The sequence below is a fragment of the Prochlorococcus sp. RS04 genome (assembly GCF_001989455.1).
Lineage (GTDB): Bacteria > Cyanobacteriota > Cyanobacteriia > PCC-6307 > Cyanobiaceae > Prochlorococcus_A.
The window spans coordinates 894,857-909,660 of sequence record NZ_CP018346.1; the positions used below are offsets into that span (position 1 = coordinate 894,857).

General features: G+C 32.6%; 11 protein-coding genes. 6 read left to right on the top strand and 5 right to left on the bottom strand.

Translation table 11 applies throughout. From position 1 onward, the window contains the following. The first annotated feature begins 7 nt into the window (after nt 1–7). Nucleotides 8–1,309 carry a glycosyltransferase family 2 protein gene (locus BS621_RS05015; RefSeq protein WP_077142048.1) on the top strand — a complete coding sequence of 434 codons (1,302 nt, stop codon included), beginning with the start codon at nt 8–10 and terminating at the stop codon, nt 1,307–1,309. A 1-nt stretch (nt 1,310) separates the two neighbouring features. Here BS621_RS05015 and BS621_RS05020 read toward each other — a convergent pair whose 3' ends face one another. From BS621_RS05020 to tig, 4 genes are all read right to left on the bottom strand, one after another. Continuing rightward, nucleotides 1,311–3,068 (bottom strand): DNA polymerase III subunit gamma/tau, encoded by a 1,758-nt coding sequence (locus BS621_RS05020; protein WP_077142049.1) that lies wholly within the window; start codon nt 3,066–3,068, stop codon nt 1,311–1,313. A gap of 58 nt (nt 3,069–3,126) precedes the next feature. After that, a complete protein-coding gene (gene clpX, locus BS621_RS05025) occupies nt 3,127–4,494 on the bottom strand; it encodes an ATP-dependent protease ATP-binding subunit ClpX (protein ID WP_077142050.1) in 1,368 nt (455 codons plus the stop codon). A gap of 104 nt (nt 4,495–4,598) precedes the next feature. Then, on the bottom strand, nt 4,599–5,243 hold the full coding sequence (gene clpP / locus BS621_RS05030) for an ATP-dependent Clp endopeptidase proteolytic subunit ClpP (RefSeq protein ID WP_011819266.1): 645 nt from the start codon (nt 5,241–5,243) through the stop codon (nt 4,599–4,601). 65 nt (nt 5,244–5,308) lie between these two features. Further along, nucleotides 5,309–6,733: a trigger factor gene (tig, locus tag BS621_RS05035; protein ID WP_077142051.1), complete on the bottom strand. Its 1,425-nt coding sequence runs from the start codon at nt 6,731–6,733 to the stop codon at nt 5,309–5,311. A 123-nt stretch (nt 6,734–6,856) separates the two neighbouring features. On the opposite strand from tig, the gene BS621_RS05040 reads away from it, so the two are divergent. From BS621_RS05040 to BS621_RS05050, 3 genes are all read left to right on the top strand, one after another. Beyond that, entirely contained in the window at nt 6,857–7,888 is a 1,032-nt protein-coding gene (locus BS621_RS05040; protein ID WP_077142052.1) for an aspartate-semialdehyde dehydrogenase, read from the top strand. Continuing rightward, on the top strand, nt 7,885–8,787 hold the full coding sequence (gene dapA, locus BS621_RS05045) for a 4-hydroxy-tetrahydrodipicolinate synthase (protein WP_011819263.1): 903 nt from the start codon (nt 7,885–7,887) through the stop codon (nt 8,785–8,787). Before BS621_RS05040 ends, dapA begins: the two co-directional genes overlap by 4 nt. 80 nt (nt 8,788–8,867) lie before the next feature. Beyond that, entirely contained in the window at nt 8,868–10,856 is a 1,989-nt protein-coding gene (locus tag BS621_RS05050; RefSeq protein WP_077142053.1) for a ribonuclease J, read from the top strand. Here the strand turns inward: BS621_RS05050 and tilS are convergent. Continuing rightward, nucleotides 10,853–11,872, bottom strand: coding sequence for a tRNA lysidine(34) synthetase TilS (gene tilS / locus BS621_RS05055; protein WP_077142054.1), 1,020 nt, complete (start codon nt 11,870–11,872; stop codon nt 10,853–10,855). The genes BS621_RS05050 and tilS overlap by 4 nt on opposite strands. Nucleotides 11,873–11,957: 85 nt before the next feature. Between tilS and BS621_RS05060 the strand changes: the two genes are divergently transcribed. Further along, on the top strand, nt 11,958–12,734 hold the full coding sequence (locus tag BS621_RS05060; protein WP_075487484.1) for a DUF561 domain-containing protein: 777 nt from the start codon (nt 11,958–11,960) through the stop codon (nt 12,732–12,734). Nucleotides 12,735–12,763: 29 nt separating this feature from the next. Next, nucleotides 12,764–14,803: an excinuclease ABC subunit UvrB gene (uvrB, locus tag BS621_RS05065; RefSeq protein WP_077142055.1), complete on the top strand. Its 2,040-nt coding sequence runs from the start codon at nt 12,764–12,766 to the stop codon at nt 14,801–14,803. The last annotated feature ends 1 nt before the right edge of the window (nt 14,804 follow it).

The window sequence follows — 14,804 nt, forward strand, 5'->3', positions numbered from 1 at the left end:
TACTTTTATGAGTAAAGGTTTTTATAAAAATCGAAGATTGAAGTCGTTTATATTTCTTAGTGCTTGTTTTTTAGTAGCTTTTATTCCTCATGCTAACAATATCGAAAATTTCCTTTACATAATATTGACTCTTTCTTTTGTGATTGTTTTTTACGGTTTAATAGTTATTTCTAGAAATTTCAAAAGGAACAACGTTTTAAATACTGTAAGCAGAAGAATTAGCAATAAAGAGTTACCTGTGCTTGATATTTTAGTCGCAGCTAGAGATGAAGAGAATGTCATATCAAGATTAGTTGAAAGATTATTTAGTTTAGATTATCCAACTAATAAATTAAATATTTACATAATCGATGATGGTAGTTCTGATAAGACGCCTTTAATTTTAGATCGATTATCTAGACAATATGACAAGCTAAAAGTCATAAGTCGTTCTCCAAATGCAGGAGGAGGAAAGTCAGGAGCTTTGAATTATGCCTTGAAATTTACCCATGGTGAATGGTTATTAGTTTTGGATGCTGATGCTGAATTAAAACAAGATTCTTTGATAAGGTTATTTAGTTTTGTAGAAGAGGGTGATTGGTCTGCAGTTCAACTAAGAAAATCAGTAACAAATGTAAGTAAGAATTTTTTAACTTCCTGTCAGTCAATGGAGATGGCTATGGATGCAATCTTTCAATATGGAAGATTATCAGTTGCTGGAGTTTCCGAATTAAGGGGAAATGGTCAATTAATTAAGAAAGAAACATTATTAGCATGTGGTTCTTTTAATGAAGATACAGTTACAGATGATCTTGATTTGAGTTTAAGATTATTATTATCAAAATCTAGAATTGGAATCTTATGGGATCCTCCAGTCATGGAGGAGGCAGTTGAGAATTTAAATGCTTTATTAGCACAAAGGCAAAGATGGGCAGAGGGTGGGTTGCAAAGATTCTTCGATTATGGAGATCAATTATTTACTAATAAAATTGATTATTTGCAGAAATTTGATTTAACTTACTTTTTCATCTTGCAATATGCATTACCAATCATTTCTATTTTTGATTTAGTTTTCAGTATTGCTTTTTTGGATTCACCAATTTACTGGCCTATTTCATTTACAGCTTTTATGTTATCTGGAATTGCTTTTTGGTATGGTTCTTCTTGTAAAAGTGAAGTACCAGTATTGCAAAAAAGCAATTTTTTGATGGTTTTTGTATCGGTTTTTTATTTATCACATTGGTTTTTAGTAATCCCTTGGGTAACTATAAAGATGTCTATTTTTCCCAAAAAGATACTCTGGCGAAAGACTCTTCATACGGGAGTTTAATCTATTCATCAAGGTCTATAATTTCTCCATTAAAAAAATTTGCTAAGTTTTTTGAACTATTATCATAAGTCTCCTCGTTAGATATTTTTGTTGACGAATTAGTTTTTGATTCTATTTTTTTTATTGGTTGGAAATTATTTACTTCATTTTGGGTTATTTCTGGAGTGTTTGTTGGGTTACTTTTATTTAATTGTTTGGTTGAAAAATTTAGTATTATTCCATCTCCAAATATCTTTTTTACAGTATTTTCAATTATAACTTTTCTGCTTTTTATCATACTTTCCCAGTTTGGAGATAATGCAATTGTGATTTTCTCCGAATCAAAACTTTCAAGTTCGGCTTGTTGTGAAAGTAACATTCTTGTTGATGGTAACTCTACTTTAGAAAGAATTAATTCCCATTTATCTTTTAAATTTGATCCAGGATTATTCTGGTTATTTTCAGAAATATTTTCAATACTTTTTTTTTCAAGAACTTCAAATTTTTCTAATTTTTCGTCCTTTTTTTCGATTAATTTTTTGTGAGTTATCTCTTCTTGGATAATTGGTTTTGGAATCTTATCTGAAATATTTTCTTTATTAATTGGAATGTTTTTTCTACTTGCATGCTTCTCCTCAGTCGTATTATTTTTACTTTCTTGTTTATTTTCAAAACTATTTATTTCTTGACTATCCAGAAGACCAGTTAAATGTATTTCAAACCAAAGCCTTGGATTATCACTTGATTTGATTTGATATTCAATATTTCTCAGATTATTATGCCAATTAATTATTGTTGATTTATTTATTGTTTTTGAGATTTTATCTAACTCATCTCGAAATTCATCAGACGTATAATAAAGGTCTGAATATTTATTATTAGTAGTGTGTAATAGTAGATCTCTTGTTATATTCAATAATCCGATAATTATTTGAATAGGTTCATTTCCGGCATCATATAATTTGTTGCAGGTTTCAATTAATGACTCTGGATTATTCTCAATCAATGATTGAATCAGATTTGTTAATTCACTTTCTGATACTTCTCCTAGGAGGTTTTGGATATTATTAATTGTTATCCCTTCTGGAAAAAGATTCAATTGTTCAAGGAGGCTTTGTGCATCTCTCATACCTCCATTAGACCTTTTTGCAATCATTTTTAACGCCTGAACTTCGTACTGAATGGATTCTTTTTCGGCGATTTCTGATAAATGTCGAAAAATATCACTAGGGCTTATTCTTCTAAAATCAAACTTTTGGCATCTACTTTTTATTGTATTTAATACTCTCTCAGGATTTGTCGTCGCAAGTATAAATACAACTCTTGAGGGCGGTTCTTCAATAGTTTTAAGTAAAGCATTTGAAGCTGCCATAGAAAGCATATGACATTCATCAATTACATAGACTTTCCATCTCGCTTGAGTAGGTGCAAATCTCGCTCTTTCTATAATTTCTCTTATATTTTCTACTCCTGTATTTGATGCTGCATCAATCTCGATAATATCTAGAGCACTCCCATCTGTAATTTGTCTACATAAGTCACATTTACAACAAGGAGTTATCGTAGGTTGGTCGAATGCCTGGCAATTTAGAGATTTTGCAAATATTCTTGCACTTGATGTTTTTCCAGTGCCTCTTGGACCATTAAAAAGATATGCAGGAGCAATTTTTTTTGTTAATAGAGCTTGTTTGAGTGTAATGGATATAAATTTTTGCCCAACAAGTTCGTCTAAGTTGTTTGGTCTATATTTTTGATGAAAAGGCTTATGTATATTTGGCATTTATTTTTCATTAATTAGAAAAAATTAGGGATTCAATTAAAAAAATTAAACTCTAATTTTATGCAGACTCTTTAATGATTCTTTTTGATCCTGAAGGTAGTTTAACAATTTTAGATGAGAACAAATTATCTACCATTTTTTTTGTAATTGTGAATTCTTTTACATTTTCTTCAGAAGGCAAAGTATACATAATGTCTAGCATTAGCTCTTCAATTATTGATCTTAATGCTCTTGCTCCTGTTTTTCTTTTGTATGCTTCATTTGCTATCGCTTCAACAGAATCAGGCTCAAATGATAATTCAACATTATCCATACTTAGCAAAGTTTTGAATTGCTTTACTAAGGCATCTCTTGGTTGGGTCAAAATAGATTCTAAAGTTTCTTTAGTAAGACGATCTAGTACAGCACAAACCGGAATTCTTCCAATAAATTCTGGAATTAGGCCATATTTCACTAAGTCATCTAATTCTAAATTTTTCAGGGAATCTCTTGGGTCTACTATCTTTTTTGTGTCAACTTTGTTTTGATCTGAATTGGTGGTAAATCCTATAGAATGTTTACCCATACGCTTTTGAACGATATCCTCTAAACCTATAAAAGCTCCCCCGCAAATAAATAATATTTGACTCGTATCAATTTGGATGCAGTCATGATAGGGATGTTTTCTTCCGCCTTGAGGTGGCACATTGGCAATTGTTCCTTCAAGCATTTTTAATAATGCTTGCTGTACTCCTTCACCAGAGACATCTCTAGTAATTGAAGGATTCTCGCTTTTTCTTGCAATTTTATCTATTTCATCAATATAAATAATTCCTTTTTGAGCTAGTTCTACATTCATTTCTGATTTCTGTAGAAGTCTTAAAAGTATGTTTTCAACATCCTCCCCAACATATCCAGCTTCTGTTAAAGTCGTTGCATCAGCTACTGCAAAAGGAACATCTAAAAATTCTGCTAACGTTTGCGCCAATAATGTTTTTCCACTTCCAGTAGGGCCGATGAGTAAAATATTTGATTTTTGTAATTTAGTTGCTTGTGAATCTGTTGCATTGTTATTTTTACTATCTTCTTTAACTTTCCAAGCTAATCGCTTGTAGTGATTGTATACGGCTACTGATAATATTTTTTTTGCAGATTCTTGTCCAACAACTTGATTATCTAGAAAACTTTTTATTTCTAATGGCTTAGGAATTGAGGTTAATTCTAAAGGAACAGATTTTTTTGGATTATCAGTTGGTAATTTCTTTTTAACTTGTGGAGAGTTGTTTGTGTTCGCTTGATTATCAAGTAATTCTTCATCGAGAATTTCATTACAAAGATCTATGCACTCATCACAGATATAAACCCCAGGACCAGCTATAAGCTTTCTTACTTGGTCTTGTGATTTACCGCAAAATGAACATTTAAGATGGGCGTCGAATTTAGCCATCGATAATAAGTTTTAAAGTGAAAGGTGTTAAATATTCCCTATTCACTAGGATTGCTTATAAATATCGATTCGTCATCTTATTCTTAAAAAATCAGAACCCCTTGTCACTTTTTGATAACTTTATCAATTAATCCATATTCGACTGCTTCTGAGGGAGATAAAAAGTAATCTCTTTCTGTATCTTCATTAATTTTTTCTAAAGGTTGACCAGTATGTTCTGCTAAGAGCGAATTTAATGTTTTCTTGAGAAAAAGTATTTCTTTAGCTTGTATTTCAATCTCTACTGCTTGACCTTGTGCACCTCCCAGAGGTTGATGAATCATAATCCTAGAATTAGGTAAAGCCAATCTTTTCCCCTTTGCTCCTCCAGAAAGTAGAAATGCCCCCATACTTGCTGCTACTCCAAAGCATATTGTCACTACATCAGGGGATATTTGTTGCATAGTATCGTATATTGCCATTCCTGCAGTTACTGAGCCTCCAGGAGAATTGATATATATTTGTATGTCTTTTTCGGGATCTTCCGCTTCAAGAAATAATAATTGTGCAACAAGTGAATCAGATACTTGATCATTAATTCCAGTGCCTAAAAAAATTATTCTCTCCCTCAATAGTCTTGAATAAATATCAAAAGCTCTTTCTCCTCTACCTGATTGTTCTATAACAGTAGGAACAGCAGCAATGGTTTTATTGTTACTTTCGTAAGAACTTATTGAGCTTTGGATTAAATGTTTTTTTTCTGAGTTCACAAATTAGTTTTCGTCTTATAAATAATTTAAAGGTTTTTTGTTTAATTAGTAGGAAATTTCATAAATTATTTTTTTTCTTTTTTATTTTGAGTTTTTGTAGTTTTTGTAGTTTTTGACGCAGTTTTTGTGGCTTTTGTTGTTTTTGAGGTTTTTGTAACTTTAGAAGTTTTTGTAGTTTTTTCTTTTACTTCAGAATTTTCTTCAAGCCAAATGATTAATTTTTCTTTGAGTAAATCGTTGGTTATTACTTCTGTTAATTTTTTAATATCTATTTGTTTTGAAGATTGAGAGATTGCATCTTCATAATCTTTCATTTTTGAATCAATTTCATCTTGCTCAACTTTTATGTTTTCTGTTTCAGCTAATGCTTTTAAAGCTAAATTTCTTTGAACATTTTTTTCAGCTTGAGGCCTTGTGGACTCTGCTAATGACTTAACTAATTCCGGAGTGAAAGTAGATTTAACATCAAGACCTTGTTGAGCGAATCTTTGAGCGGTTTGTTCAATATTATTCCTCACTTCTATATCAATCATAGATTTTGGAATTTCAGCAACCAATTCGTTTGTTAAGGCATCTAATAAAGCTTCAATTTTGATATCTTTTTGAGTTTTTTCAAAATTGTCTTTAAGTTGCTTTTCAATATCTTTCTTTAACTCTTTCAATGATTCTTTGTTGCCAGACTGTTTTGCAAAATCGTCATTAAGTTCAGGCAATTCTTTTTCCTTAAGATCCTTAAGATTTACTTCAAAAATTGCTTCTTTGCCTCTTGAATCCTCATGAGAATAATCATCAGGAAATTTAAGGTTAAGTGTTTTATTATCACCAATTTTCATCTTTACGATTCCCTCTACGAAACCGGGAATCATTTTGTTTTTTTCTAACTCAAGATCCATTGATTCACTTGTTCCACCATCAATCTCTTTACCAGAATCTTTATACTTTCCTTTGAAACTAACAACAGCAATATCTCCTAATTTTGCTGCTCTATTGGTAACTGGAATAATGTTTGCAAACTGATTTCTAGATTTTTCTAGCGCTTCATCTATTGACTTAGGATCAAACTTTGTCTTTGAAATTTCAACACTTAGTCCTTTGGATTTTTTAAGTTTTAATTCTGGGGCAACATCAGTTTGGAGAGTAACCTTAAGTGATTTTTCAGGACTAAACTTTGCAAGTAAAGATTCAAATCCATCTACTAATTCTGGCTCACTTAGTGGCTCTATAGATTTTATTTTTAACGCTTCTTGCCATGATTTATCAATAATTTTTTCCAGAGCAGAAGCATGTAATTGTGCGATGCCAATTCTTTGGATTAAGACTTGTTTAGGAATCTTACCAAGTCTAAATCCCGGAATTTTAGCCGAACGACTGATAGAACTGATTGTTTCATTTACACACGTTTTGCATGTCTCAGATGGTATTTCTAATTCGAATGAAATTCTACTTTGAGGCAGAGGAGTTGTTTTGACTATTAGTGCATCTTTAGCCATGTTTTCTAAGTTATTACTATGAACCGAATCTTAATTATTTCACATTATGTGATTTCCTTGAAAGTTAATTTTTTGATAAAGTAAAAAAAATAGTCAATCTATTTATAAAAATCATTTTAAAGTGTGAGACAATCTCCGTATTTGCCTAATAGGCCATTAAAAGTTGCTGTTTTAGGTTCTTCAGGTGCTGTGGGATCTGAATTGCTAAAAATTCTTGAACAACGTGATTTCCCAATATCAGAATTGGTCTTGCTTTCATCAGAGCGGTCAGAAGGAAAAAAAATTATTTGGAAAGATGAAGAATTAGTTACAAAAAAAACAACTAAAAAAGAATTTAAGAATCTTGATTTAGTTTTGGCTTCAGCTGGCGGAAGTATTTCAAAAAAGTGGTTGTCTACTATTATTGATCAAAATGCTTTACTGATAGATAATTCAAGTGCTTTCAGATTAGATAAGAACGTTCCTCTTATAGTCCCTGAAGTTAATGCTAGTGATGTACTTAATCATGATGGGGTAATAGCAAATCCAAACTGCACTACCATTTTGTTGACATTAGTTTTAGCTCCATTAAACAAACTTTCGACTATTCAAAGAGTTATCGTCTCAACATATCAATCTGTCAGTGGTGCAGGCCAACTGGCGATGGAGGAACTAAAACTTTTAACTGAACAATATCTTCAAGGAAATCCTCAAAAAAGTGAAGTTTTGCCATACTCCCTTGCTTTTAATTTGTTTTTACATAATTCCCCTATGCTTTCAAATAATTACTGCGAAGAAGAGATGAAAATGCTTAATGAGACAAGGAAAATATTAAATATTCCTGATTTAAAGTTCTCTGCTACATGTGTTCGAGTCCCAGTTCTGAGAGCACATTCTGAATCGATCAATATTGAATTTGCGGATGTAGTCGAGCCTAAAGATGCTCTTGAAGAATTAAAAAAATCTCCTGGAATTGAAATTATTGACGATTACAAAAATAATAGATTTCCTATGCCAAATGACGTTATGGGAAGGGATAATGTTGCTGTTGGCAGGCTAAGAACTGATATAAGTCATCCTCATGGATTAGAATTATGGTTATGTGGAGATCAAATTAGAAAAGGAGCAGCTCTGAATGCTGTTCAAATAGCTGAGTTATTAATTCCAAAAAAATGATTACAGACAAAACTGAGTGTAATAATCCACTATTTGGAAGGATATTGACTGCAATGGTTACTCCATTCACTGAGAATGGAGATGTAGATTATGAACTAGCTATAAAACTTTCAAATTATCTTTTTGAGAACGGTTCCGATGGAATTGTGTTGTGCGGTACTACTGGAGAATCTCCGACCCTTTCATGGGCTGAACAGCATGATTTATTTATTGCGGTAAAAGGATCTTTGGATGCAAGCTGTAAAGTAATAGTTGGCACTGGTAGCAATTGTACAAGCGAAGCTGTGGAAGCTACAAAAAAAGCTTACGACTCTGGTGCCGACGGTGCTTTGGTCGTTGTTCCTTATTACAATAAGCCGCCTCAAGAAGGTCTTTATAAACATTTCAGTTCTATTGCTAAATCTGCAAAGGATTTGCCTCTTATGCTATACAACATTCCTGGCAGGACTGGTTGCAATTTATTACCTGATACTGTGAAGAAACTTATGGATTTCTCAAATATTCTCAGTATTAAAGCTGCAAGCGGTAGAATAGAAGAAGTAACAGAACTAAGAGCTATTTGTGGCTCCGAACTCTCTGTATATAGTGGCGACGATTCATTGTTGCTTCCAATGTTATCTGTAGGTGCTGTAGGAGTAGTAAGTGTTGCAAGTCATTTAGTTGGATTGCAATTGAAAGAGATGATTCATTCTTTTCAAAGTGGAAAGGTTTCCAATGCTCTTGCTATTCATGAGAAACTTCAGCCTCTTTTCAAAGCACTCTTTATGACTACTAATCCAATCCCAATTAAAGCTGCTTTGGAGCTATCTGGATGGGATGTAGGTAATCCTAGAAGTCCTTTGTCACCTTTAAACAATGACATGAAAAAGCAACTATCTTTTATCCTGAATTCCCTATAATAGGGATTATATTTAACTTGATAATTAAATTTAAATAAACCTTATTTGATTACAAGCAGGCCTTCATAAATTTCAAAATTATGCAATCAAGTACAAATTCAACTGTAAATAGATCTACTCATGATTCATCTAGATCTAAAAGTAATACTCCAGCTCTACGAGTAATACCTCTTGGAGGATTACATGAAATAGGAAAAAACACTTGCGTTTTTGAATATGGTGATGAATTAATGCTTGTTGATGCTGGCCTAGCTTTCCCATCTGATGGTATGCATGGCGTAAACGTTGTGATGCCTGATACAACTTTTTTAAAAGAAAATCAAAGAAGAATAAAAGGAATGATTGTCACTCACGGGCATGAAGATCACATTGGAGGTATTTCTCATCATCTAAAGCATTTTAATATTCCCATTATTTATGGCCCAAGACTGGCAATGTCAATGCTTAGAGGAAAAATGGAAGAAGCAGGGGTATCTGATAGAACAACTATACAGACAGTAAATCCAAGAGATGTTGTAAAAGTAGGACAACATTTTTCTGTTGAATTTATTCGAAATACTCATTCTATTTGCGATAGCTTTTCTTTAGCAGTTACAACACCTGTTGGCACAATTATTTTCACTGGAGATTTTAAGTTTGATCATATGCCAGTAGATGGAGAGCAATTTGATATTGAAAGAATGGTGCATTACGGAGAGAAGGGTGTTTTATGCATGTTCAGTGATTCTACTAATGCCGAAGTTCCAGGTTTTTGTCCTTCTGAGAAGACTATCTATCCCTCTTTAGAAAAACATATTGCAGAGGCAAAAGAACGAGTTATCCTTACCACTTTTGCTAGTTCTGTGCATAGAGTGACAATGATCTTAGAATTGGCTATGAAACATGGAAGAAAGGTCGGTTTGTTAGGTAGATCGATGATAAATGTTATTGCTAAGGCAAGAGATATTGGTTATATGAAATGCCCAGATGATTTGTTTGTTCCTATCAAACAAATTAGAGATTTGCCAGATAGGGAGACCTTATTATTAATGACGGGTAGTCAAGGAGAACCCCTTGCAGCGTTAAGCAGAATCTCTCGTGGTGAACATCAACATGTTCGTCTTAAGACAACTGATACTGTAATATTTTCAGCCAGCCCAATTCCTGGTAATACTATTTCTGTTGTTAATACAATAGATAGATTAATGAAACTCGGAGCAAAGGTTGTTTATGGAAAGGGTGAGAATATTCATGTTTCTGGTCATGGTTTTCAAGAAGATCAAAAGTTAATGTTGGCACTCGCAAAACCTAAGTTTTTTGTTCCTGTTCATGGAGAACATAGAATGCTTGTTTGTCATGGGAAGAGTGCACAAACTATGGGGGTTCCAAAGGACAATATCTTAATTATTGAAAATGGTGATGTAGTTGAGTTAACACCTAATTCTATTCAAAAGGGTGATCCTGTAAAAGCTGGTGTTGAACTGCTTGATAACTCACGAAATGGGATAGTAGATGCTCGAGTATTAAAGGAAAGGCAGCAATTAGCTGGGGATGGTGTAGTAACTGTTTTAGCTCCTATTAGTACAGATGGGAAGATGGTTGCGCCTCCTAGAGTTAATTTGAGAGGAGTTGTCACTACTGCAGAGCCAAGAAAAATGTCTATGTGGACAGAACGAGAAATAAGCTGGGTCTTAGAAAATAGATGGAAACAATTATCCAGACAAACTGGGCCGAATAATTTTGAGGTAGATTGGATTGGTGTACAAAGAGAAATTGAAAATGGTTTATCGAGAAGAATGAGAAGAGAATTACAAGTTGAACCACTTATTTTGTGTTTAGTTCAACCTGCTCCAAGTGGAACTCGTGCTTATATTCCAAAGATTACCGAAGAGCAAAATTTCTCCAATAGAAATAGAAATAATAATAATTTCTATAAGAAATCAAACAATAATAATCATCCTAATAGTTCAAATAACCCACAAAATACCCAAAAAAGTCCAAAAGTATCACAGAATCCATCAGCTGAGACTGCTAAAGAAGATTCATTTGAAGGTAGAACAAGAAGAAGAAGATCAGCTGTATCATCTTAACTTTTTTCAAAATTTATATAGTTTATATAGTTTTTATCCCAAACAATTTTTAAAAACTTTTGCAAATTAATTTGACCTTTATTTTTTTCATAAATTGAAGTTGCTAATTTTGTTAGATTTTTAGAACTACATTGCTTTGGAGATATTTCTTTTAAAAATCTATTTAAAATTGTGCACCTCGCTTCAATACACATACCATTTAGGAGATTCCTATCAATACCTTTAACATCTTTACAATAAAAATACGCTAGTTCACTTAGATCATTACGTTCATTATTGTATTTGCTCATTTTTTGGGAAAAATTATTTATCCTTTCAGAACAACCAGGATAGATGACTTCTAAGGTAGGAATAATTTTTTTTCTTACTAAATTTCTTTTTAATTTCAGATCTGAATTTGTAGGATCTTCCCAGACTGGGATCTTCATTTCATTGCAAAATTGTTTTGTATCTTCCCTACTGAAAATTAATATTGGTCTTATTAAATAAATTTGATTTTCTATTAATCTTTTACTCTCAATATTACTCAGACCTGCAAAATTGCTTCCTCTAGATAAATTGAGGATAAATGTTTCTGCATTATCACTACTCGTGTGACCAGTTAGCAAATAAATATTATGTTTTTCCTGGTTTTTATTTAATAAAGTTTTGGCTCTTTCACATAATTTTTTATATCTCCATTCTCGTGCTTTTTCTTCTGAAGATATACCTTCTTTATTTGCTTGATCAAAAGAGAATGATATATTTTTATCTACGCAATAATCTTTTAATTCAAGAGCATATAGTGATGATTTTTCGTGCCACTGATGATCACCGTGCCAAACACTAATAGACCAATTATGTAGTTTTTTTAGGTCATTAATTAGGGTTAATAAGGCCATTGAGTCTTGACCCCCCGAAACACTTATTAAAATATTGGATCCTTTGGGAATTAATATTTTTTTGGCAAGAATCTCCTTATGAAGCTGATGATGCCATGATGACCAATTTTTCTGACTTAATTTTTTATCAGTCATTTTGTGTTGCTCAGATAATATTTTTTAAAAAATGCACTGTTTTACTAAAACAATGTCACAATCGGGTAATAAATTCATTAAGTAAATGAGTCTGATTAATCTTTTGCCACAAAAAATCAAAGAAGAGTTAAGAAGCAAATCCTTACTCAAAGTTATTTCAGGATTGAATAATTTCGATGTTCAGTCTGTGAAAATAATTGTTGAGGCTGCTTCATTAGGAGGTGCAGATCTTGTCGATATTGCTTGTAAACCTGAACTCGTTGATTTAGCACTTAAGAATTCAACACTTCCAGTTTGTGTTAGTTCAGTAGTGCCTCGATCTTTTCAAGATTGTGTAAAAGCAGGAGCATCATTAATTGAGATAGGAAATTACGATACTTTTTATGAAAAAGGCATTCATTTTTCAGATAAAAAAGTTTTAAACATTACAAAAGAGACGAGGGATTTATTACCTAATTTTCCTTTATCAGTAACTGTTCCTCATACTATGCCTATTGATAAACAAGTTGATCTTGCTGTAAAGCTAGTGGAAGAAGGCGTTGATATTATTCAAACAGAAGGTGGTACCAGTTCTACTCCTTACTCTCCAGGAATTCAAGGTTTTTTTGAAAAATCAGTACCAACTCTTGCAGCTACTTACGCTATTCATCAAGAATTTAAGAAACAATCTCTGAATATACCAATCATGAGTGCCTCTGGATTAAGCCAAGTAACTTGTCCACTAGCAATATCTTCTGGAGCCTCAGCAGTTGGCGTTGGATCGGTGGTTAATAAATTAGATGATTTAATATCAATGATTGCGGTTGTTAGGGGCTTAAAAGAATCTTTGAAAAATTCAATAATTGGAGAAAAAATTTCTTAAGATAGCAACATCCTTTAGCTACTAGCTTGATGAACAACTATAAGCTTCAAGCTCCTTACGAACCAAATGGAGATCAACCAGAAGCTATTAAAAAATTAGTTAAAGGCGTAAATAATGGTAAACAGTTTCAGACTCTTTTAGGAGCTACTGGAACTGGAAAAACATTTACCATTGCCAATGTAATTCAACAAACAGGAAGGCCAGCACTTGTTTTAGCCCATAACAAAACGTTGGCTGCACAACTATGTAATGAATTAAGGGAATTTTTTCCCAAAAATGCTGTTGAGTACTTTATTTCTTACTACGATTATTATCAACCTGAAGCTTATGTACCTGTAAGTGATACTTACATAGCCAAAACTGCTTCAATTAATGAAGAAATAGATATGCTTAGGCATTCTGCAACACGCTCATTATTTGAAAGAAAAGATGTAATTGTTGTAGCCTCAATAAGTTGTATTTATGGTCTTGGTATACCGAGCGAGTATTTAAAAGCTGCAGTAAAATTTGAAGTGGGAAAATCAATAAATCTACGTTCTTCTTTGAGGTCTCTCGTTGAAAATCAATATACTAGAAATGATATTGAAATTACTAGAGGTAGATTCAGAATTAAAGGTGATGTTTTAGAAATCGGTCCAGCTTATGAGGATAGATTAATTAGGATCGAATTATTTGGTGATGAAGTCGAAGCTATTAGATATGTTGACCCTACTACAGGAGAAATCCTTGAAAGTTTGGAACAAGTTAGCGTTTACCCAGCGAAGCATTTTGTGACCCCAAAAGAAAGACTTGAGAGTGCAATAAGTGCAATTAGAAGTGAATTAAAAACTCAACTGGATAAATTTTCATACGAAGGAAAATTATTAGAGGCTCAACGTCTAGAACAACGCACAAAATATGATTTAGAAATGCTTAAAGAGGTTGGTTATTGTAATGGAGTTGAGAATTATGCTCGTCATTTATCAGGCAGAGAGGAAGGTTCACCTCCAGAATGCTTAATAGATTACTTTCCCAAAGATTGGTTGTTGGTCGTTGATGAGAGTCATGTAACATGTCCTCAACTTCATGCCATGTACAATGGTGATCAATCTAGAAAAAAGGTTTTAATAGATCATGGTTTTAGATTGCCCAGTGCTGCAGATAATAGACCTTTAAAATGTGAAGAGTTTTGGGAAAAATCAAAACAGACATTATTTATAAGTGCAACTCCTGGCCAATGGGAATTAGATCAATGTGATGGTGAATTTATTGAGCAAGTTATAAGACCAACTGGGGTATTAGATCCTGTAATTGATGTAAGACCTAGTGAGGGCCAAATAGAAGATCTGTTATCTGAAATAAGAATTAGAGCTGAAAAGAATCAACGAGTGCTAGTGACAACACTTACTAAGAGAATGGCTGAAGATCTAACTGATTTTTTATCTGAAAATAAAGTAAGAGTTAGATATTTGCATTCCGAAATCCATTCAATTGAAAGAATTGAAATTATTCAAGACCTCAGAATGGGCGAATATGATGTTTTGGTAGGAGTTAATTTATTAAGAGAAGGACTAGATCTTCCTGAAGTATCCTTAGTTGCCATTTTAGATGCTGATAAAGAAGGTTTTCTCAGAGCTGAAAGGTCATTGATTCAAACAATAGGAAGAGCTGCAAGACATGTTGAAGGTGTTGCTTTGCTTTATGCAGATAATTTCACAGATTCAATGAAAAGAGCAATATCTGAAACTGAAAGAAGAAGAACTATTCAAAAAAAATATAACCAAGTCAATGGTATTACTCCAAAACCTGCAGGCAAAAAAATAGAAAATTCAATATTATCTTTTCTAGAACTTTCCAGAAAACTAGATGCTGGTGGTTTATCTAAAGATTTAATAAATATAGTTAATAACAAAACTGACGTAATTCTCGGTTCCAGTGATAATCAATGTTTGCTCGAAGAATTGCCTGACTTAATAGAAAAGTTAGAAATTAAAATGAAAGATGCAGCAAAAGAGTTAAATTTTGAAGAAGCAGCAAATTTGAGGGATAGAATCAAAAAATTAAGACAAAAATTGGCAAGAAATAATTAAA